The organism is Microbacterium rhizophilum, assembly GCF_039605615.1.
Taxonomy (GTDB): domain Bacteria; phylum Actinomycetota; class Actinomycetes; order Actinomycetales; family Microbacteriaceae; genus Microbacterium; species Microbacterium rhizophilus.
Map to the genome: position 1 here is coordinate 146,442 of NZ_JBCNUN010000001.1, position 19,572 is coordinate 166,013.

The 19,572-nt window shown below is 71.6% G+C and carries 15 protein-coding genes; 10 read left to right on the plus strand and 5 right to left on the minus strand.

Annotation, left to right across the window (positions count from 1 at the left end; translation table 11 throughout):
- The first annotated feature begins 46 nt into the window (after positions 1-46).
- Together AAD528_RS00825 and AAD528_RS00830 are read left to right on the plus strand one after the other, a co-directional pair.
- Positions 47-724: an alanine racemase gene (locus tag AAD528_RS00825; protein WP_345750152.1), complete on the plus strand. Its 678-nt coding sequence runs from the start codon at positions 47-49 to the stop codon at positions 722-724.
- Positions 721-1,752 carry an alanine racemase gene (locus AAD528_RS00830; RefSeq protein WP_345750153.1) on the plus strand — a complete coding sequence of 344 codons (1,032 nt, stop codon included), beginning with the start codon at positions 721-723 and terminating at the stop codon, positions 1,750-1,752. Before AAD528_RS00825 ends, AAD528_RS00830 begins: the two co-directional genes overlap by 4 nt.
- Positions 1,753-1,920: 168 nt before the next feature.
- Here the strand turns inward: AAD528_RS00830 and AAD528_RS00835 are convergent, their stop codons facing one another.
- A complete protein-coding gene (locus tag AAD528_RS00835; protein WP_375339559.1) occupies positions 1,921-2,133 on the minus strand; it encodes a DUF7455 domain-containing protein in 213 nt (70 codons plus the stop codon).
- Between the two features lie 195 nt (positions 2,134-2,328).
- Here AAD528_RS00835 and AAD528_RS00840 point away from each other — a divergent pair, with 195 nt between their 5' ends.
- Positions 2,329-4,425: a DNA gyrase/topoisomerase IV subunit B gene (locus AAD528_RS00840; protein ID WP_345750154.1), complete on the plus strand. Its 2,097-nt coding sequence runs from the start codon at positions 2,329-2,331 to the stop codon at positions 4,423-4,425.
- A 136-nt stretch (positions 4,426-4,561) separates the two neighbouring features.
- Here the strand turns inward: AAD528_RS00840 and AAD528_RS00845 are convergent, their stop codons facing one another.
- Positions 4,562-7,015, minus strand: coding sequence for a DNA gyrase/topoisomerase IV subunit A (locus tag AAD528_RS00845; protein ID WP_345750155.1), 2,454 nt, complete (start codon positions 7,013-7,015; stop codon positions 4,562-4,564).
- A 126-nt stretch (positions 7,016-7,141) separates the two neighbouring features.
- On the opposite strand from AAD528_RS00845, the gene AAD528_RS00850 reads away from it, so the two are divergent.
- Positions 7,142-8,272, plus strand: coding sequence for an alkaline phosphatase family protein (locus AAD528_RS00850; RefSeq protein ID WP_345750156.1), 1,131 nt, complete (start codon positions 7,142-7,144; stop codon positions 8,270-8,272).
- 25 nt (positions 8,273-8,297) lie between these two features.
- Here the strand turns inward: AAD528_RS00850 and sepH are convergent, their stop codons facing one another.
- Entirely contained in the window at positions 8,298-9,374 is a 1,077-nt protein-coding gene (gene sepH / locus AAD528_RS00855) for a septation protein SepH (protein ID WP_345750157.1), read from the minus strand.
- A gap of 243 nt (positions 9,375-9,617) precedes the next feature.
- Here sepH and AAD528_RS00860 point away from each other — a divergent pair, with 243 nt between their 5' ends.
- Positions 9,618-9,914: a DUF4193 domain-containing protein gene (locus tag AAD528_RS00860; protein WP_345750158.1), complete on the plus strand. Its 297-nt coding sequence runs from the start codon at positions 9,618-9,620 to the stop codon at positions 9,912-9,914.
- A 1-nt stretch (position 9,915) separates the two neighbouring features.
- On the opposite strand, the gene AAD528_RS00865 is transcribed toward AAD528_RS00860, so the two are convergent.
- Positions 9,916-10,425 carry a DUF3093 domain-containing protein gene (locus AAD528_RS00865; protein ID WP_345750159.1) on the minus strand — a complete coding sequence of 170 codons (510 nt, stop codon included), beginning with the start codon at positions 10,423-10,425 and terminating at the stop codon, positions 9,916-9,918.
- Positions 10,426-10,437: 12 nt separating this feature from the next.
- Here AAD528_RS00865 and dut point away from each other — a divergent pair, with 12 nt between their 5' ends.
- The 5 genes from dut to dxs all read left to right on the plus strand — a co-directional run bounded on the left by dut (position 10,438) and on the right by dxs (position 17,295).
- Positions 10,438-10,887 carry a dUTP diphosphatase gene (dut, locus tag AAD528_RS00870; protein WP_345750160.1) on the plus strand — a complete coding sequence of 150 codons (450 nt, stop codon included), beginning with the start codon at positions 10,438-10,440 and terminating at the stop codon, positions 10,885-10,887.
- A gap of 3 nt (positions 10,888-10,890) precedes the next feature.
- Positions 10,891-11,478 (plus strand): DUF3710 domain-containing protein, encoded by a 588-nt coding sequence (locus tag AAD528_RS00875; RefSeq protein ID WP_345750161.1) that lies wholly within the window; start codon positions 10,891-10,893, stop codon positions 11,476-11,478.
- Positions 11,479-11,485: 7 nt separating this feature from the next.
- Positions 11,486-12,220 carry a DUF3159 domain-containing protein gene (locus AAD528_RS00880; RefSeq protein WP_345750162.1) on the plus strand — a complete coding sequence of 245 codons (735 nt, stop codon included), beginning with the start codon at positions 11,486-11,488 and terminating at the stop codon, positions 12,218-12,220.
- A 165-nt stretch (positions 12,221-12,385) separates the two neighbouring features.
- Complete coding sequence (locus tag AAD528_RS00885; protein WP_375339560.1) at positions 12,386-15,259, plus strand: aconitate hydratase; 2,874 nt, start codon at positions 12,386-12,388, stop codon at positions 15,257-15,259.
- A gap of 86 nt (positions 15,260-15,345) precedes the next feature.
- Positions 15,346-17,295, plus strand: coding sequence for a 1-deoxy-D-xylulose-5-phosphate synthase (gene dxs, locus AAD528_RS00890; protein ID WP_345750164.1), 1,950 nt, complete (start codon positions 15,346-15,348; stop codon positions 17,293-17,295).
- Between the two features lie 117 nt (positions 17,296-17,412).
- Here dxs and AAD528_RS00895 read toward each other — a convergent pair whose 3' ends face one another.
- Entirely contained in the window at positions 17,413-19,572 is a 2,160-nt protein-coding gene (locus AAD528_RS00895; protein ID WP_345750725.1) for a 3-hydroxyacyl-CoA dehydrogenase NAD-binding domain-containing protein, read from the minus strand.

The window sequence follows — 19,572 nt, forward strand, 5'->3', positions numbered from 1 at the left end:
CCGAGGGGTCAGCGGGACCGGTGGGCCCCCGGGTTAGTCTAGGTCGGTGACCTGGCCGAACCCCCGGCGAGCGGCTCCGCTCGCCCGCATCTCGAGCTCGGCCCTCCTCTCCAACGCGCGCCGCCTGGCGGCCAGTCCGGGCGCGATCGCCGACCTGCGCCGCGACGCCTGGGGGCACGGGATCGACGTCGTCGCCTCGGCCGTCGCCGACGCCGGGATCCGGATCGCGCACGCGGATCCGCGGCACGCCGACGTCGCGCGCGCCGCCGGGCTGTCGCTCGTCGACGCCGAGCCCGCCGGGGGCGAGCTGCTCTACGGGCTTCCCGGATCCGGTGGGGAGCCGGCGCTGTCGCTGGCGTCGCCGATCCTGTCCATCAAGCCGCTGCTGGCGGGCGAGGGCGTGTCGTACGGGTACACGCACCGCGCCGCGGCGGACACGCGCGTGGCGCTGATCGGCGGCGGCTACGCCGAGGGCGTCGTGCGCGCCCTCGGCAACCGGGCGCGCGTCGAGCTGGCGGGCGCCGTGCGTCCCATCGTCGGGCGCGTCGCCATGGACGTGTGCGTCATCGACATCGCCGACGCCGCGCCCGGAGACGAGGCCGTGTACTTCGGGTCGGGCCTCGTGCGCGACGGCCTCGCCGAGTGGGCCGAGATCACCGGGCTGGCTCCGGCCGAGCTCGTGTGCGCCGTCGGCCTGCACGTGCAGCGCGAGGTGGTCGCATGAGCGCCGAGCTGCGGATCTCCCGGGCGCGTCTCGCGGCGAACATCGCGTCGCTGCAGGCGCGCGTCGCGCCCGCCGGCGTGCTGGTCGTCGTGAAGGACGACGCCTACGGCCACGGCGTCGAGGCCGTGACCTCGGTGGCCGTCGAGGCCGGCGTGGGCTGGCTCGGTGCCATCGACCTGCCGAGCGCCCGGCGCGCCAAGGCCGAGGCGGGCGACCGGGCGCGGGTGTTCTGCTGGCTGACGCTGAGCCCGACCGAGACGCGCGAGGCGCTGGACGCCGGGCTCGAGCTCGGCGTGGGGGACGCGGGCTACCTCGAGCGCATCGCCGAGCTCGCGACCCAGCCGGCCGTGGTGCACCTCAAGATCGACACCGGCCTGCACCGCAACGGCGTGCGCCCCGAGGCCTGGCCCGCCTTCGTCGCGCGGGCGGCCGAGCTCGAGCGAGCCGGGCGCATCCGCGTCGCCGGGATCTGGAGCCACATCTCCGAGGCGAGCGACGCGGACGACGACGACGCCCGCGCGGCGTTCGAGGCCGCGATCAAGGCCGCGCGCGCCGCGGGGCTCGCGCCCGAGGTGCGCCACCTCGCCGCGAGCGCCGCGGGGTGGGCCCGGGCCGAGTTCCGCTACGACCTCGTGCGCTTCGGCGCGTTCGTCTACGGCATCCGCTCGGCGGACGGCCCTGACCGGCCCGGCATCGCGCCGGCCGCGACGCTCGTCGCCCGTGTCACGGCGGTCCGCGACGCGGATGTGGAGATCGGGATCGGATCCCTCGACGGTCTGCCGTCCTCGCTCGGCGGCCGCGTCTCGGTCGGCACTCCCGCCGGGGGTCGCGAGCTGCGGCGCGTGGGACTCGGCGCGAGCGTCGTGGAGTCCTGGCCCGGCGCCGCGGTCGGCGACGAGGTCGCGATCTGGGGCCCGGGCTCCTCGGGCGAGTCTTCGGCCACCACCCTCGCGGAGGCGATCGACACGGTGGGCGAAGAGCCCCTGCTGCGCCTCTCGCCGCTCATCCCGCGCGTCGTCGTCGACTGATCCTCGAGACTGCAGCGCTCAGCCGAGACTGCCGGTGTCACACGCAGTCTCGCGCGGGGGATGCAGTCTCACACGGGGGATGCCGTCTCGCGCGCGCGAGACGGCGCGGGAACGAGAACGCGCCCGCGGCCCCGAAGGGCGGCGGGCGCGTGAGGCCTGTGGCTGCAGTCAGTCGGCGTCGACCAGGCGCGACGTCTCGTCGTGCCAGGAGGTCGCGACGGAGCGCAGCTTCTCCTCGTACTTGCGGCCGTGGTGGGCGCAGAACAGCAGCTCGCTGCCGTTCACCTCAGCGGCGATGTACGCCTGCGCTCCGCACGAGTCGCAGCGGTCCGCCGCCGACAGGCGGTAGGAGGGGGCGGGAGCTTCGGTCGTGGTCATCATGTCTGCCTCCTCGTTCTTCCATCCGTGCTGCGTGCTGGATGCTCCACATATAACCACGCGGTCCTGACAATCCTGCCCAGCGTGCGGCATGTTTCGCTCACCGCGTACGCCGCAGCCGGCCAGGCCGGACGGGAGCAGGGGGACGAGGGAGTGTCAGCCGGGAGATGTCCGCCGCCGCGGATAGCATCGAAGATTGTGACCGCCGAGTACTCCGCCCATCATCTCCAGGTCCTGGAGGGCCTCGAGGCCGTCCGCAAGCGCCCGGGCATGTACATCGGCTCGAACGGCTCGCCCGGCCTCATGCACTGCCTCTGGGAGATCATCGACAACTCCGTCGACGAGGCCGTCGCCGGCAACGGCTCGCGGATCGATGTGATCCTGCATGCCGACGGCAGCGTCGAGGTGCGCGACCGCGGTCGAGGCGTGCCGGTCGACGTCGAGCCCCGCACCGGCTTGTCGGGCGTCGAGGTGGTCTACACGAAGCTCCATGCGGGCGGCAAGTTCGGCGGCGGATCGTACGCCGCCTCGGGCGGTCTGCACGGCGTCGGCGCCTCGGTCGTCAACGCGCTGTCCGAGCGCCTGGACGTCGAGGTCGATCGCGGCGGCAGGACCTGGGCGATGTCGTTCCACCGCGGCGAGCCGGGCGTGTTCGCCGACGGCAAGGGCGAGGCGCGACCGGATGCGCCCTTCACGCCGTTCGAGGAGAACAGCGAGCTGCGCGTGGTCGGCAAGGTCGCGAAGGGCGCCACCGGCACGCGCGTGCGGTACTGGGCCGACCGCCAGATCTTCACGAAGGACGCGGCCTTCCAGCTCGACGACCTCGTGACCCGTGCGCGGCAGACGGCGTTCCTCGTTCCCGGGCTCGAGATCGTCATCCGCGACGAGCGCCCGCGAGCCGACGGCGAGACGGATCCGATCGAGACGTCGTTCTCCTACGAGGGCGGCATCTCTGAGTTCGTCGACTTCCTCGCGACCGACGCGCCCGTCACGGACACGTGGCGCCTCACGGGGTCCGGCACCTTCACCGAGACCGTGCCGATGCTGCAGGAGAACGGGCACATGGTCTCGACCGAGGTCGAGCGCGTCTGCACCGTCGACATCGCGCTGCGCTGGGGCACCGGCTACGACACGTACATCCGGTCGTTCGTGAACATCATCTCCACGCCCAAGGGCGGCACGCACCAGCAGGGCTTCGAGCAGGAGCTGCTCAAGCAGCTGCGCGACCAGGTGTCCGCGAACGCGCGGCGGCTGAAGGTCGGCAACGACAAGATCGAGAAGGACGACGTGCTCGCCGGCCTCAGCGCCGTGCTGACCGTGACGGTGCCCGAGCCGCAGTTCGAGGGCCAGACCAAGGAGGTGCTCGGCACCCCCGCCGTGCGCGCCATCGTCGCGAAGGTCGTGCGCGAGGAGCTCAAGGCCCGCTTCGCGTCGTCCAAGCGCGACGACAAGAACCAGACGTCGATGCTGCTCGACAAGGTCGTCTCCGAGATGAAGGCCCGCGTCTCGGCGCGCGCCCACAAGGAGACCCAGCGCCGCAAGAACGCGCTCGAGAGCTCGTCGCTGCCGACCAAGCTCGTCGACTGCCGCACGCAGGACGTCGCGCAGTCCGAGCTGTTCATCGTCGAGGGCGATTCGGCGCTCGGCACCGCGAAGCTCGCGCGCAACAGCGAGTACCAGGCGCTGCTGCCGATCCGCGGCAAGATCCTGAACGTGCAGAAGGCCTCGATCAGCGACATGCTCTCGAACGCCGAGTGCGCGTCGATCATCCAGGTCGTCGGCGCCGGATCGGGTCGCACGTTCGACCTCAGCGCCGCACGCTACGGCAAGGTCATCATGATGAGCGACGCCGACGTCGACGGGGCCCACATCCGAACGCTGCTGCTCACGCTGTTCTACCGGTACATGCGCCCGCTGGTGGAGGCGGGCCGCGTGTTCTCGGCCGTGCCGCCGCTGCACCGGATCATCGTGATCAATCCCGGCTCGAAGCCGAACGAGACGATCTACACCTACAGCGAGGCCGAGCTGCATCGCCTGCTCGACAAGTTGCGCAAGTCGGGCAAGCGCTGGCAGGAGCCGATCCAGCGCTACAAGGGCCTGGGCGAGATGGACGCGGATCAGCTGGCCGAGACCACGATGATGCGCGACGGCCGACTGCTGCGTCGCGTGCGCCTCGAGGACGCCGAGGCCGCCGGCCGCGTCTTCGAGATGCTGATGGGCAACGAGGTCGCCCCGCGCCGCGAGTTCATCATCGAGTCCGCCGACCGCCTCAGCCGCGAGTCCATCGACGCCTGAGGCGCGAGCGCCTCTCCGCCGGCGGGCGCTGCGCACGCCCAGATCCCGGAGATCACCGGGAATCCGGATGGATAGGGCCGGATGGATCCGGGATCTGTGCGATCTCCGGGATCCTGGCGGGCGCGGATCGCCCGGATCAGCGCAGGGTGCGGCCGATCGAGCCGATCGGGGCCTCGAGCGGCTGGCCGGAGGCGTCGCGGCGCGCGAGGGTCTCGGGCAGCTTGCGCACCGCGCCGGTCGCGTCGACCGCGCGGGCCGGGTCGGGCCCGACCCAGGCGAGCGTGAGGCGGTCCTCGCCCTTCAGGAACGCGTGCGAGCGGACGCCGCCCGTCGCGCGGCCCTTGGTGGGGAACTCCGAGAAGTCGGTGATCTTCGCGCGGCCCGCGTCCATGCCCGCGAGCGCCTCCGAGGATCCGGAGATCGTCACGACCACGTTCTCGTCGCCCGTGGCGGCGCCGAAGAAGATCGCCGCCGCCCCCGCGCCGAGCTTGAGCCCCGCCATGCCGCCCGCGGGCGCGCCCTGCGGGCGCACCGACGAGGCCGCGAAGCGCAGCAGCTGCGCGTCGGACGTGACGAACACGAGCTCGGTGTCGTCACCGGCGGCGGCCGCGCCGATCACGGTGTCGCCCGGCTTCAGGCCGATGATCTCGAGCTCGGGCTTGGGCGGCAGCGCCGAGGGGACGATGCGCTTGACGACGCCCTGCGCCGTGCCGAGCGCGAGCGGGGTGTCGTCGTCCAGGCGGACCAGGCCGACGATCCGCTCGCTGCGGTCGGCGAGGCCGATGTAATCGTGCAGCCGCGTGCCGACGCCGAGCTGCACCGAGTTCGCGGGCACGGACGGCAGGTCGACGGGGGAGAAGCGCACGAGGCGCCCCTTCGACGTGATCGCGCCGGCCTCGCCCCGGATGGTCGCGTCGACGGTCGTGAGCAGCGCGTCGTGCTTGCTGCGGCGCGCGGGGGCCTGCAGGCGCTGACCCTCCTGCAGCTCGACGCGCACGGCGCGTCCGGTCGTCGACAGCGCAATCGTGGTCGGCCCGTCGGCGATCTGCAGATCCGGCTGGCCCTTCTTCGGGCGGGGAGCGGCGGGCTTGCCGTTCATGAGCAGCGTGCGGCGCGGGGTCGCGTGCTTCTCGGCCGTGGCATCCAGCTCGAGCGCGACCTGCCCCCGCAGCAGCACATCGGATCCGAGCAGCTCCTCGAGCTGCGCGATCTCGGCGAGCAGGGCGTCGCGCTCCTGCTCGAGCTCGATGCGCGAGAACTTCGTCAGGCGCCGCAGGCGCAGCTCCAGGATGTACTCGGCCTGCACATCGTCGAGGTCGAACACCGTGCACAGCCGCTCGCGCGCCTGCTCCGACGTGTCGGACGAGCGGATCACCTGGATCACCTCGTCGATGTCCAGGATCGCGATCAGAAGGCCCGACACCAGGTGCAGCCGCTCGCGGCGGCGGGCGAGCCGGTAGCGGCTGCGGCGCGTGACGACCTCGAGGCGGTGGTCGATGTAGACGCGCAGCAGGTCCTTGAGACCGAGCGTGCGCGGCTGGCCGTCGACGAGCGCGACGTTGTTGATGCTGAACGAGTCCTCGAGCGGCGTCAGCTTGTAGAGCAGCTCGAGCACGGCGTGCGGGTCGAAGCCGGTCTTGATGCCGATCACGAGCCGCAGGCCGTTGTTGCGGTCGGTGAGGTCGGCCACGTCGCTGATGCCCTGCAGCTTCTTGGACTGCACGGCGTCCTTGAGCTTCTCGATCACGCGCTCCGGGCCGACCATGTACGGCAGCTCGGTGATGACGATGCCCGTGCGGCGGGGCGCGACCTGCTCGACCGACACCTTGCCGCGCAGCTTGAACGCGCCGCGGCCGGTCTCGTACGCGTCGCGCACGCCGTCGAGGCCGACCAGGATGCCGCCCGACGGGAAGTCGGGCCCGGGCACGAACTCCATCAGCTCGGCGGTCGTCGCCTCGGGATGGTCGAGCAGGTGCGTGGCGGCCGCGACGACCTCGCTGAGGTTGTGCGGCGCCATGTTGGTGGCCATGCCGACCGCGATGCCGCTGGCGCCGTTCACGAGCAGGTTCGGATACGCGGCCGGCAGCACCGAGGGCTGCTGGAACTGGCCGTCGTAGTTCGGGATGAAGTCGACGACGTCCTCGTCGAGGTTCTCCGTGAGCGACAGCGCCGGGGACGCCAGGCGCGCCTCGGTGTAGCGCGCGGCGGCGGGGCCGTCGTCGAGCGATCCGAAGTTGCCGTGGCCGTCGACGAGCGGCACGCGCAGCGCCCAGTGCTGGGCCAGGCGCACGAGCGCGTCGTAGATCGCGGTGTCGCCGTGGGGGTGCAGCTTTCCCATCACCTCGCCGACCACGCGCGCGCTCTTGACGTGTCCGCGGTCGGGACGCAGGCCCATGTCGGCCATCTGGTACAGGATGCGCCGCTGCACCGGCTTCAGGCCGTCGCGCGCGTCGGGGAGGGCTCGGGAGTAGATGACCGAGTAGGCGTACTCGAGGTACGACCCCTGCATCTCCGCCTCGAGGTCGATGTCCTCGATGCGCTCGTCGACCGGTTCGGACGAGCTCGGGGATGCGGAGGACTTTCGGGCCATGCTTCTCTTCCGTCGGAGCCCCTCCGGCGGGAGGGGCGGATCTCTCGAACGGCCTCCGGAGGAGACCCGTGGGCTCCGGGCTCGGGCCCCGGAGCGGGCGAAGCGCGTTGTGCGAGACTTGCCCGGATGCCACCCATCGTACCGACGGGCGCCCTGTCCGCCCGGAGCCTCACCGGAGTTGCGCCGGAGATCCTGCTGTCGCTGTCGGGCGGATCCGACGTCCTCGCGCCCGCGCGATCCGCCGTCCTGTTCGTGATCGACGGTCTCGGCGCGCACCAGCTGCGCGCGCACGCGGGCCACGCCCGCCGGCTCGCGTCGTTCGGGGGGAAGAAGGATGTCGCGCGCACGGTCTTCCCATCGACGACGGCCGCGGCGCTGACGTCCATCCTCACGGGATCCGATCCGGGCGAGCACGGGCTCGTCGGCTATCGCGTGCTGGATCCGGATCGCGGACGGCTCGCGAACCAGCTGAACGGCTACGAGAAGGACGGCCTGGACCCGGCGACGTGGCAGCGCCGGCCGACGATGTTCGAGCGCGCCGCGGCCGAGGGGCGCCGCACGTTCGCGGTGGGGCTGGCGGAGTTCGCGCGCAGCGGGCTCACCGCGGCGATCCTGCGCGGCGCGGAGTACGTGTCGTCCGACGACGTGCGGATGCGCGTGCGCCTCGCGTACGAGCTGGCCGCCGGCGAGCCCGGATCGCTCGTGTACTGCTACCTGCCGGAGATCGACAAGGCCGGTCACAAGCGCGGGATCGACTCGGATGCCTGGATCTCCGCGCTCGAGGACGTGGACGCCGCGTTCGCGGCCGCGGTCCCGGCCGGGGTCGGCGCCGTCGTGACGGCCGATCACGGCATGGTCGACGTGCCGCGGCACCGGCACGTGCTGCTGCGCGACGGCGATCCGCGCCTGGACGGCGTCGCGCACCTGGGCGGCGAGCCGCGGCTGCTGCACGTGTACCTCGAGGCCGGAGTGGACGCCGACGCCGCGGCGGCCGCCTGGGGCTCCGAGAGCGGGCGCACCGCGGACGTCGTCACGCGCGACGAGGCGATCGCCGCCGGGCTGTTCGGCGCCGTGGCCGACGAGGTGCGCGGCCGGATCGGCGACCTCGTGGTCGCCGCGCGCGGCACCTGGGCGTTCTACGACGACCGGCTCGAGGACAAGCGCCCCCAGGACATGATCGGCCAGCACGGCTCGGTCACACCCGAGGAGGTCACGGTCCCCCTGCTGCGCCTGGGCGCCTACGCCCTCGCCCGCTGAGCGAGGGCGGGAGCAGCGAGAGGATTCACTCGTCGCTGCGGGCGCCGAAGACGATCTCGTCCCAGGACGGCATGGACGGTCGGCCGCGGCGGCGCGGCGCCTCGTCAGCCTCGGCGGTCGCCTCCGGGTGCTCGTCGTCCGAGGACGGCATCGAGTCGAACAGCGCGACAGGCGCGCGGCGCTCGGCGGGCTCGGACGCGCGGCCGTTCGCGGGATGACCGGCTGCCGGCTCGGGAGCGTCGGACTCGAAGGCGGGGGCGGGCTCGCGCTGACCGCGGCGGCGGCGCAGCGCCTCGAGCAGGTCGGCCGTGTCGGGGTTCGGCGACTGGGCGTCGGGAGCGCGCTTGGTCGCGAGCTCGCGCGCGGCGGGCGAGGACGGAGGGGCCTGCTCGGATTCCGGATCGGGCGCCGGAAGGCGGCGCGGGCCGAAGGCGCCGGAGTCGAACCGCTCGTCAGCGGTCTCCGCGGGCGATCCGCCGTCGCCGTGCAGGGGAGCGACGGTGTCGAGCGCGCGCAGGCGCGGGATCAGGCCCTCGGGCATCGGCCCCTGGCGCGAGAGCTGGGTGGCGTCGCCGTTCAGCGGCGACAGCGCGCTGCGGCGCGGCTCGAAGCTCCAGCGGGCGTCGTGGTCGACGTCGTTCGCGGTGAACTCGAGCTTCACGATCCAGCCCGAGGACTCCTTCCAGCTGGTCCAGCGCTCGCCCGCCGCGCCCAGCTCGGCGAGCTTGGCACGGATGGCGACGCCGAACGTGGGGTTCTCGTCCTGCTCCAGCTCGATGCCCATCAGCACCGGCACGGAGAGCGCCTGGCCGACGATGTGCTCGCGCTCGGCGATCACCGGGCCCTCGAATCGGCGGATCGCCTCGATCGACGCGCCCAGCAGCTCCGCGACATCCTCGGCGGACATGCCGGACCGGATGTGCGCCTGGATCTCGCGCGGGCTCGGCAGCGGTGCGCGGGCCTCGGCCGGGGTCTGGTCGCGCTGTGCCTTGCGGAGCTCCGAGCGCAGCACGTCGTCCATCGCGAGCGTGAAGCGCTGACCCGACTCGGTGGCCAGGACCAGTCGGCCGTCCTCGGTTCCGATGATGGTGAGCGATTCCATGCTCATCCTCCTCTGGCTCGCCCTGTGCGCCGCTTCAGAACACGACGCGCCGCTGGCATTCACGACGCTGTCATGGTTTCACGTGGCGGGCCGATCACCGGGAATAGAACGGGCGCGCCGCGAGTTTCGACCCCAGCACGCGCGCGCATTTGCTTATCCGGCGACGGGCGTGCAGACTATCGCCGCTCCGCCGCACGGCGGAGGACGCACCACAGCTGATGAAAGAAGCGTGACCCACTCACCATGGCAACCGATTACGACGCCCCGCGCAAGACCGAGGACGACGGCAACGAGTCGATCGAGGCCCTGAAGGCGCGCGTTCCCGACACGATGTCGGGCTCGGTCGACGTGGAGGACGCGGACAACCCGTCCAGCTTCGACCTGCCGGGCGCCGACCTGTCGAACGTCGAACTGGACGTCGTGGTGCTCCCGCCCCAGGACGACGAGTTCACGTGCATGAACTGCTTCCTCGTGAAGCACCGCTCGCAGATCGACCACGAGGACGGCAGCGGGCCGATCTGCCACGACTGCGCCGCCTGATTCAGGCGCGCGCGCTCTGCGCGTGACGCACCGCCGCCGCGAGGCGGTCGGGCGTGCGCGAGGAGAGCGTCCACGACGACACGGGGTCGTCGGGATCCAGGTCCGGAAGGACGACGATCCCGACGACCCCTCCGCGTATCAGGTGCCAGCCGCGCGAATCGAGGCCCGGACCGCGCGCGGTGCGCGCGTCCTCGTCCATCAGCGCGACGGGCTCGCCCAGCAGCGCCACGTCGATGTGCGCGCGGCCGGCGCGGAGGTCGCCCCCCGACACCTCGATGACGGGGGAGGAGAGGATCAGCGCCGCCACGACCAGCACGCCGACGACGAGCCCGATCGCGAGCGAGAGGGTCCGGTCGTACTGCACGAACACCAGCGCGGCCATGGGCGCCACCACCGCGGCGCCGCCGAGGATCCAGAGCGAGGGCGAGAGCCGCTCGCGATAGAGCGGCCGGGCGTCGGAGCCGGGACGGGCGGCCGAGCCGGACCGGGCGGGCGGTGATGTGTTCTGCATTACCCTCGTGGAGTGACCGAAACCGTGGACGTCCCCATCATCGCACCGGCCCCGCCGGTGTACGCGCACCCCGGCGACGCGGGTGCGGATCTGGTGGCGGCCGAGGCGGTGCGCCTCGAGCCCGGCGGGCGCGCGCTCGTGGGCACGGGCGTGCGGATCGCGCTGCCCGACGGGTACGCCGCGTTCGTCGTGCCGCGCAGCGGCCTGGCCGCCAAGCACGGCATCACGATCGTCAACGCGCCCGGCACGATCGACGCGGGTTACCGCGGGGAGATCAAGGTGGCGCTGCTGAACACCGACGCGCGCGAGGCGTACGACGTCGCCGCGGGGGACCGGATCGCGCAGCTGATCCTGATGCCCGTCCCGCAGGCGCGCTTCATCCCGGTCGACGAGCTCCCCGAGCACGTGCGCGGCGAGGGCGGCTTCGGCTCGACGGGCTACCAGACGCAGGGAGAGAACTGACGCATGAGCGATGAGCTCGAGATCGGCCGCAAGTCGGCCCCCGGCGACCGCGCCACGTCCGGACCGCTGGACGAGACCGAGGCGAACCCGGTCCGCCCCTACATCGATCTCGGCGGCATCAAGGTGCTGCCGCGCGAGGGTCTGAACCTGCGTCTCGAGGTCGAGGAGCAGACCAAGCGCATCGTGGCCGTGGGTCTGGACTACGCCGAATCGACGCTGCAGGTGCAGCCCTTCGCCGCTCCCCGCACGACGGGGCTGTGGGATGAGACGCGCGCGCAGATCCGCGATCAGGTGCGCCAGCAGGGCGGCCGCGTCGAGGAGCGCGAGGGCCCGCTCGGCGCCGAGCTGCTCGCCGAGGTGCCGGTGGTCGCCGGCCAGGATGCCCAGATGCGCCTCGCGCGCTTCGTCGGCGTCGACGGGCCGCGCTGGTTCCTGCGCGGCGTGATCGGCGGGGCCGGCGCGTCCGACCCCGCGGCGGCTGAGCAGATCGAGGACCTGTTCCGCTCGATCGTGGTCGTGCGCGGCGGGGCCCCCATGCCCCCGCGCGACCTGATCCCGCTCAAGATGCCGTCGTCGCCCGCCTCGGCCTGACGCCTCGATGAGTTCGCAGCCGCCGCAGCCGGGTGACTCCCGCTCCGACGAGAGGGACGAGACCTCCGCCTCCGACGTGCTCGGGGCGGCGATCGGCGGCGTCGCGCGCCGCGCCGGCATCGACCCGGCCGAGGAGGCCACGACCGGCGACGTGGTCTGGAAGGCGATGGGCGGCATGCGCGGCGTGCTCGAGTCGATCCTGCCGAGCCTCGTCTTCGTCGTCGTCTACACGCTCTGGCCCGATCCGCTCATCCTGTCGCTCGGTCTGTCGGTGGGCATCGCCGCCGTGTTCACGATCGTGCGCTTCGCCCAGAAGTCTCCGCCTTCCGCGGCCCTGGGTGGCCTGGTCGCCGCGGCCGCCGCGGCGGCGCTCGCGCTATTCACGGGGCAGGGGCGCGACAACTTCGTGATCGGCCTGGTGACGAACGCGGTCTACGGCACCGCGTTCCTGGTCTCGGCGGTGATCGGCTGGTCGCTCATCGGCCTCGCGGCCGGCTTCCTCATGAACGAGGGCACGCAGTGGCGTCAGGATCGCCGCAAGCGTCGCGTCTTCCTGTGGCTGGCGATCGCGTGGGCCGCCCTGTTCTATGCGCGGCTCGCGGTGCAGCTGCCGCTGTACCTGGCGAACGAGACGACGCTGCTCGGCACGCTCAAGCTCCTGATGGGCCTGCCGCTGTTCGCGCCGCTGGTCGCGGTCACCTGGCTCGCCGTGCGCGCGCTCTATCCCGCGCGCCGGGCATGATGCGGCCCCGCGGTGCGTGGTAGATTTATCTCGACGTCAAGATAAATTGCGCTCTCCGCGGGACGTCCCGCGACCCCCTGCTGTTAGGTCCGCCTTGCTGGCCACCGCGGTCCAGGTGGGAGCAAGATGGGAGCGCAAGCGCGGTCGACCAGGAGGAGACAGCCCGTGTCCACGGTGAACAGCTTCGGTGCCAAGAGCACCCTGACGGTCGGCAGCACCGACTACGAGATCTTCCGCATCGACGCGGTCGACGGCTACGAGAAGCTGCCCTTCAGCCTCAAGGTGCTGCTCGAGAACCTGCTTCGCACCGAGGACGGCGCGAACATCACCAAGGAGCAGATCGGTGCGCTCGGATCGTGGGATGCCGCGGCCGAGCCGAACACCGAGATCCAGTTCACGCCCGCCCGCGTGGTCATGCAGGACTTCACCGGCGTGCCCTGCATCGTCGACCTCGCCACCATGCGCGAGGCCGTCACGGCGCTCGGCGGCGACGCGAACCGGATCAACCCGCTCTCCCCCGCCGAGATGGTCATCGACCACTCGGTCATCGCCGACCTCTTCGGATCCGAGAACGCGCTCGAGCGCAACGTCGAGATCGAGTACGAGCGCAACGGCGAGCGCTACCAGTTCCTGCGCTGGGGCCAGACCGCCTTCCAGGACTTCAAGGTCGTGCCGCCGGGCACGGGCATCGTGCACCAGGTGAACATCGAGCACCTCGCCAAGGTCATCTACGACCGCGAGGTCGACGGCGTCCTGCGCGCCTACCCCGACACCTGCGTCGGCACCGACTCGCACACCACGATGGTCAACGGCCTGGGCGTGCTCGGCTGGGGCGTCGGCGGCATCGAGGCAGAGGCCGCGATGCTCGGCCAGCCCGTGTCGATGCTCATCCCGCGCGTCGTGGGCTTCAAGCTCACGGGCGAGATCCCCGCCGGCGTGACCGCGACCGACGTCGTGCTCACGATCACCGACATGCTCCGCAAGCACGGTGTGGTCGGCAAGTTCGTCGAGTTCTACGGAGAGGGCGTCGCCTCGGTGCCGCTCGCGAACCGGGCCACGATCGGCAACATGTCGCCGGAGTTCGGCTCGACCGCCGCGATGTTCCCGATCGACGACGTCACGCTCGACTACCTGCGCCTCACCGGTCGCGACGAGCAGACCGTCGCGCTCGTCGAGGCGTACGCCAAGGAGCAGCACCTCTGGCACGACCCGTCGCGCGAGCTCGTCTTCAGCGAGTACATGGAGCTCGACCTGTCGACGGTCGTCCCCTCGATCGCCGGCCCGAAGCGCCCGCAGGACCGCATCCTGCTGTCGGAGGCGAAGTCGCAGTTCGAGAAGGACATCCTGAACTACACGGAGCGCGCCGAGGAGCCCGTCGAGGTCGAGGGCACCTTCCCCGCCTCCGATCCGGGCAACGGTCCCGGCGTCGAGCACGAGACCGTGTCGGCCAACGGCACCTCGCACCAGCACGAGGGCGAGCAGCACGAGCACGCCCACGCGGGCCTGCTGGCCAGCGGCGCGCGCCACGCGGCGTCGAACCCCGTCAAGGTCACCACGCCCGAGGGTCAGGAGTACCTGCTCGACAACGGCGCCGTGACCCTGGCGGCAATCACGTCCTGCACCAACACGTCGAACCCGTCGGTCATGATCGCCGCGGGCCTGCTGGCTCGCAAGGCCGCGCAGAAGGGCCTCACGCGCAAGCCCTGGGTCAAGACGACGCTGGGCCCCGGCTCGAAGGTCGTCACCGACTACTACGAGAAGTCGGGCCTGGACAAGGACCTCGAGAGCCTCGGCTTCTACACGGTCGGCTATGGCTGCACGATCTGCATCGGCAACTCGGGCCCCCTCATCGAGGAGGTCTCGGCCGCGATCAACGACAACGACCTCGCCGTCACCGCGGTGCTCTCGGGCAACCGCAACTTCGAGGGCCGTATCAGCCCCGACGTGAAGATGAACTACCTCGCGTCGCCGCCGCTGGTCGTGGCCTACTCGCTCGCCGGCTCGATGAACTTCGACTTCGAGACCGACGCGCTCGGCAAGGACGCGGACGGCAACGACGTGTTCCTGAAGGACATCTGGCCCGAGCCGGCCGAGGTGCAGGAGATCATCGACTCGTCGATCTCGCGCGAGCAGTTCATCAAGCAGTACGCCACGGTCTTCGACGGCGACGAGCGCTGGAAGAACCTGCCGACGCCCGAGGGCCCCGTGTTCGAGTGGGACGAGCAGTCGACCTACGTGCGCAAGGCGCCGTACTTCGACGGCATGAGCATGGACCTCACGCCGGTCGAGGACATCGCCGGCGCACGCGTGCTCGCCACGCTCGGCGACTCGGTCACGACCGACCACATCAGCCCCGCGGGCAACATCAAGGCCGGCACGCCCGCCGCGCAGTACCTGACGGAGCACGGCGTCGCCCAGCGCGACTTCAACTCCTACGGCTCGCGCCGCGGCAACCACGAGGTGATGATCCGCGGCACGTTCGCGAACATCCGCCTGAAGAACGCGCTGGTCAAGGCGGTCAACGACGGTCAGCAGATCGAGGGCGGCTTCACGCGCGACTTCACGCAGCCCGAGGGCCCGCAGGCGTACATCTACGACGCCTCGCAGCACTACCAGGAGCAGGGCACGCCGCTGGTCATCTTCGGCGGCAAGGAGTACGGCTCCGGCTCGTCGCGCGACTGGGCGGCCAAGGGCACGAGCCTGCTGGGCGTGAAGGCGGTCATCACCGAGAGCTTCGAGCGCATCCACCGCTCGAACCTCATCGGCATGGGCGTCGTCCCGCTGCAGTTCCCCGCCGGCGAGAGCTGGGAGTCGCTGGGCCTGGACGGCACCGAGATCGTCTCGATCGAGGGCCTGGACGAGCTCAACAGCGGCACGACGCCGAAGACGGTCAGGGTCACCGCGGCCCCGAGCGAGCACTCGGCCGAGGGCAAGCAGCCCATCGAGTTCGACGCGGTCGTGCGCATCGACACCCCCGGTGAGGCGGACTACTACCGCAACGGCGGCATCCTGCAGTACGTGCTGCGCAGCCTCGTCTGACGCATCCTCGCGAGCGGCCCCCGGGACTCCCGGGGGCCGTTCGGCGTTCACGCTGATCCCAGGGGCACCGGCGTAGGCTCGGGACCATGAGTCTTCTCGACGGGATCCGCGGTCCGCGCGACCTCGACGCACTCACGCAGGAGCAGCTGACGGATCTCGCCGCGGAGATCCGGACGTTCCTCGTCGAGAACGTCGCGCGCACGGGCGGGCACCTGGGGCCCAACCTCGGCGTGGTCGAGCTCACGATCGCCCTGCACCGCGTGTTCGCGTCTCCGGACGATCCGATCATCTTCGACACGGGCCACCAGTCGTACGTGCACAAGCTCCTGACGGGCCGTCAGGACTTCACGGCGCTCCGCGCGCGCGGCGGCCTGGCCGGCTACCCGCAGCGCTCGGAGAGCCCTCACGACGTCGTCGAGTCGTCCCACGCGTCCAGCTCGCTGAGCTGGGCGGACGGCATCTCGCGCGCGTTCAGCCGCACGGGCCGCGGCGACCGCCACGTGGTCGCGGTCGTGGGCGACGGCGCCCTCACGGGCGGCATGACGTGGGAGGCCCTGAACAACATCACGGACGACAACGACCGCAACCTCGTGATCGTCGTGAACGACAACGGCCGCTCCTACGCCCCGACGATCGGCGGCATGGCGCGCCACCTGAATCGCGTGCGCACGACCGAGACCTATCGCGACCTCTCGCAGCGCTCGTCGCGCATCGCGGGCCGCTTCGGCGCCGTGGGGCGTGCGCTGTACCGCGGCGTGCGCGGCGGCACCCACGGCTTCCTGTCGCGCTTCACGAACAACTCGGCGCTGTACTCGAACCTCGACGTGAAGTACCTCGGGCCGGTCGACGGGCACGACCTGCCCGCACTGCTCGAGACGCTCGCGCTGGCGAAGTCGTACGGCGCTCCCGTGATCGTGCACGTCATCACGGAGAAGGGCCGCGGGTACCAGCCCGCCCTGGACGACGAGGCCGACCAGTTCCACGCGGTGGGCCGCATCGACCCCGCCACGGGCGGCGCGCTCGGCTCGTCCGCTCCCGGATGGACCGACGTGTTCGCCGAGGAGCTCGTGCGGATCGGCGAGGAGCGCTCCGACGTCATCGCCATGACCGCGGCCATGCTGCGCCCGACGGGCCTGGCGCCGTTCGCCGAGCGGTTCCCCGAGCGCGTGTACGACGTGGGCATCGCCGAGCAGCACGCCGTGACCTCGGCCGCCGGCCTCGCCTACGGCGGCCTGCACCCCGTGGTCGCGCTGTACTCGACGTTCGTGAACCGCGCGTTCGACCAGGTGCTGATGGACGTCGCGCTGCACCGCGCGGGCGTCACGTTCGTGCTGGACCGTTCGGGCGTGACCGGTCCCGACGGCCCCAGCCACCACGGCATGTGGGACCTCGCGCTGCTGCACATCGTGCCCCGGATCCGGATCGCCGCCCCGCGCGACGAGAGCCGTCTGCGCGAGGCGCTGCGCGAGGCCGTCGCCGTGCGCGACGCGCCCACGGTCATCCGGTTCCCGAAGGGCGCGGTCCCGCAGGACATCCCGGCCGTCGAGCGACTGGGCGACGGCGTGGACGTCCTGGCACGCGGCGAGGCGGAGGACGTGCTGATCGTCGGCACGGGGCCGTTCGCGAGCCTCGGCCTGGACGTCGCCGCGCGCCTGCGGGCGCAGGGCATCGGCGCCACGGTCGTCGACCCTCGCTGGGTCGTGCCCGTCCCCGCCACGATCGTCGAGCTCGCGGCGCGGCACCGCCTGGTGATCACGCTCGAGGACGGCATCCGCGTCGGCGGCATCGGCACGCGCGTGCGCCAGGTGCTGCGCGAGGCGGGCATCGACACGGCGGTGGACGAGCTGGGCCTTCCGGACGAGTTCCTCGACCACGCGTCGCGCGAGCAGATCCTGGAGGACGCGGGCCTCACGCCCGCGAAGATCGCGCAGGACGTCGTGGCGCAGGTGCTCGGCACGCGCGTCCCCAAGGCGCGGCAGGCGCACGGCCGCGGCCTGCCGGCGGTGACCGGCGAGTTCAAGCTGCACACGGGTTAGTTCGCTCGCTTCGCGAGCGCGTCCCGCGCGCTCGGGCACCGTGCGGGCAGCGCTCGCACACGGCAGGAACGACGACGGCCGGAACCCGCAGCGGGTTCCGGCCGTCTTCGGTGCGGCTCAGCGGTGCGCGGCGCCGCGCAGCGGCGGGGTGTGGAACGTGCCGCCGGTCGCGCGCTCCGAGGCGCCGGAGCGGTCGAGGTACGGCGAGGCGCCGCCGTCGATGAACGGCCAGCCCGCGCCGAGGATGAGGCACAGGTCGATGTCCTCGACCTCGGGCACGACGCCCTCGTCCAGCATCAGCCTGATCTCGCTCGCGAGGCCGTCCTCGACGAGGCGGAGGATCTGGTCCTCCGTCGCCGGCGACTTGCCGACCGTCATCGCCTTCTGGGCCTGCTTGGTCCAGCCGGTGACGCGGCCGTTCTTGTCCTTCTCGACCACGTCGCCCACCTCGGCCGCGCGGTGCAGGTTCTCCGAGGCGTAGAAGCGCTCGGGGAAGTGGCGCACCATCGTGTCCTGCACGTGGGCCGCGACCTTCCATCCGACCAGGTCGATCAGCTGGAACGGCGTCATCGGCAGTCCGAGCGGCGCGAACGCCTTCTCGACCGTCAGCAGCGGCGTGCCCTCGTCGACGGCGCGCGCGGCCTCGCCCATCACCTTGGCGAGGAGTCGGTTCACCACGAAGCCCGGCGCATCCGCCGTCAGCACGGCGTTCTTGCGGAGGTTCTTCGCCACGACGAACGCCGTGGACAGCGCCTCGTCGCTCGACTGCGGCGTCCTCACGATCTCGATCAGCGGCATCACCGCGACCGGGTTGAAGAAGTGGAAGCCGACGAGCCGCTCGGGGTGCTCGAGGACGGATCCGATCTCCTCCACCGACAGCGACGACGTGTTGGTCGCCAGGATCGCGTCGGGCGCGATGATCTGCTCGATCTCGCGGAACACCTGCTGCTTCACGCCGGTCTCCTCGAAGACCGCCTCGATCACGAAGTCGCAGTCGGCGTACTCGCTCTTGTCGACCGTGCCGTGCACGAGGGCACGCAGGCGGTTCGCCTCGTCGCCGTCGATGCGGCCCTTGGCCTCGAGCGCCGAGATCTCGTCGCGGATGTACGACAGGCCCTTGTCGACGCGCGCCTGGTCGATGTCGGTGATGAGCACCGGCACCTGCAGGCGGCGCACGAACAGCAGCGCGAACTGGCTGGCCATCAGGCCCGCGCCGATCACGCCGACCTTGGTGACCTTCTTCGCGAGCTCCTTGTCGGGCGCGCCGACGGGGCGCTTGGCGCGCTTCTGCACGAGGTCGAACGCGTACATCGACGCGACGAACTGGTCGCCCGCGATGAGCTCGGCCAGCGCCTCGTCCTCGCGGGCGAAGCCCTCCTCGACGGATCCGCTCTTCCCGACGTCGACGTTCCGGGCCTTGTCCATCAGGTCGAGCGCGAGGTACGGCGACCGGGGGACCGTGCCGATCCGGCTCTCCAGCATGTTGCGGGCGACCTTGATCGCGATGGGCCACTTGGTGAGCCGCTCGATCCGGCCGGGCTCGTTCCTGCGCTCGACCTTGATCGTGCCGGCGAGCACGCCGTCGGCCCAGCGCAGCGAGTCCTCGAGGTACGAGGCGGGGCCGAAGATCGCGTCGAACATGCCCAGGTCGAACGCCTGCTGCGGCTTGAGCGTGCGGTTCTGCTTGAGGGGATTCGAGACGATCACCTCGAGCGCGTTCTCGATGCCGATGAGGTTCGGCAGCAGGGTGACGCCGCCCCATCCGGGCACGAGACCGAGGAACACCTCGGGCAGCGCGATCGCGGCGGCGGACGAGTCGACCGTGCGGTAGGTCGAGTTCAGCGCGATCTCGACCGCGCCGCCGAGCGCGAGCCCGTTGACGAACGAGAACGAGGGCACACCCAGCTTCGAAAGCTTGCCGAGCGTGTGGTGACCCAGCTGCGCGATCAGGCGCGCGACGTCCTTGGAGGGCAGGTCGCCCACGCCGGACAGGTCGGCGCCCGCCGCGAAGATGTACGGCTTGCCGGTCACGGCGACGGCGTCGATCTCGCCCGCGGCGGCGCGTGCCTTCAGCGCATCGAGCTTCTCGCCGAGCTCGCTGAGCGTGGCCGGGCCGAGCGTGTTCGGACGGGTGTGGTCCTTGCCGTTGTGCAGCGTGATCAGTGCGATCGTGCGGCCGCTGGGAAGGCGCACATCGCTGACGAGCGAGTGCGTGACGACCTCGTCGGCCGAGGCGGCGACGAGGGGGGAGAAGTCGATCGTGGTGTAGTCGGTCAC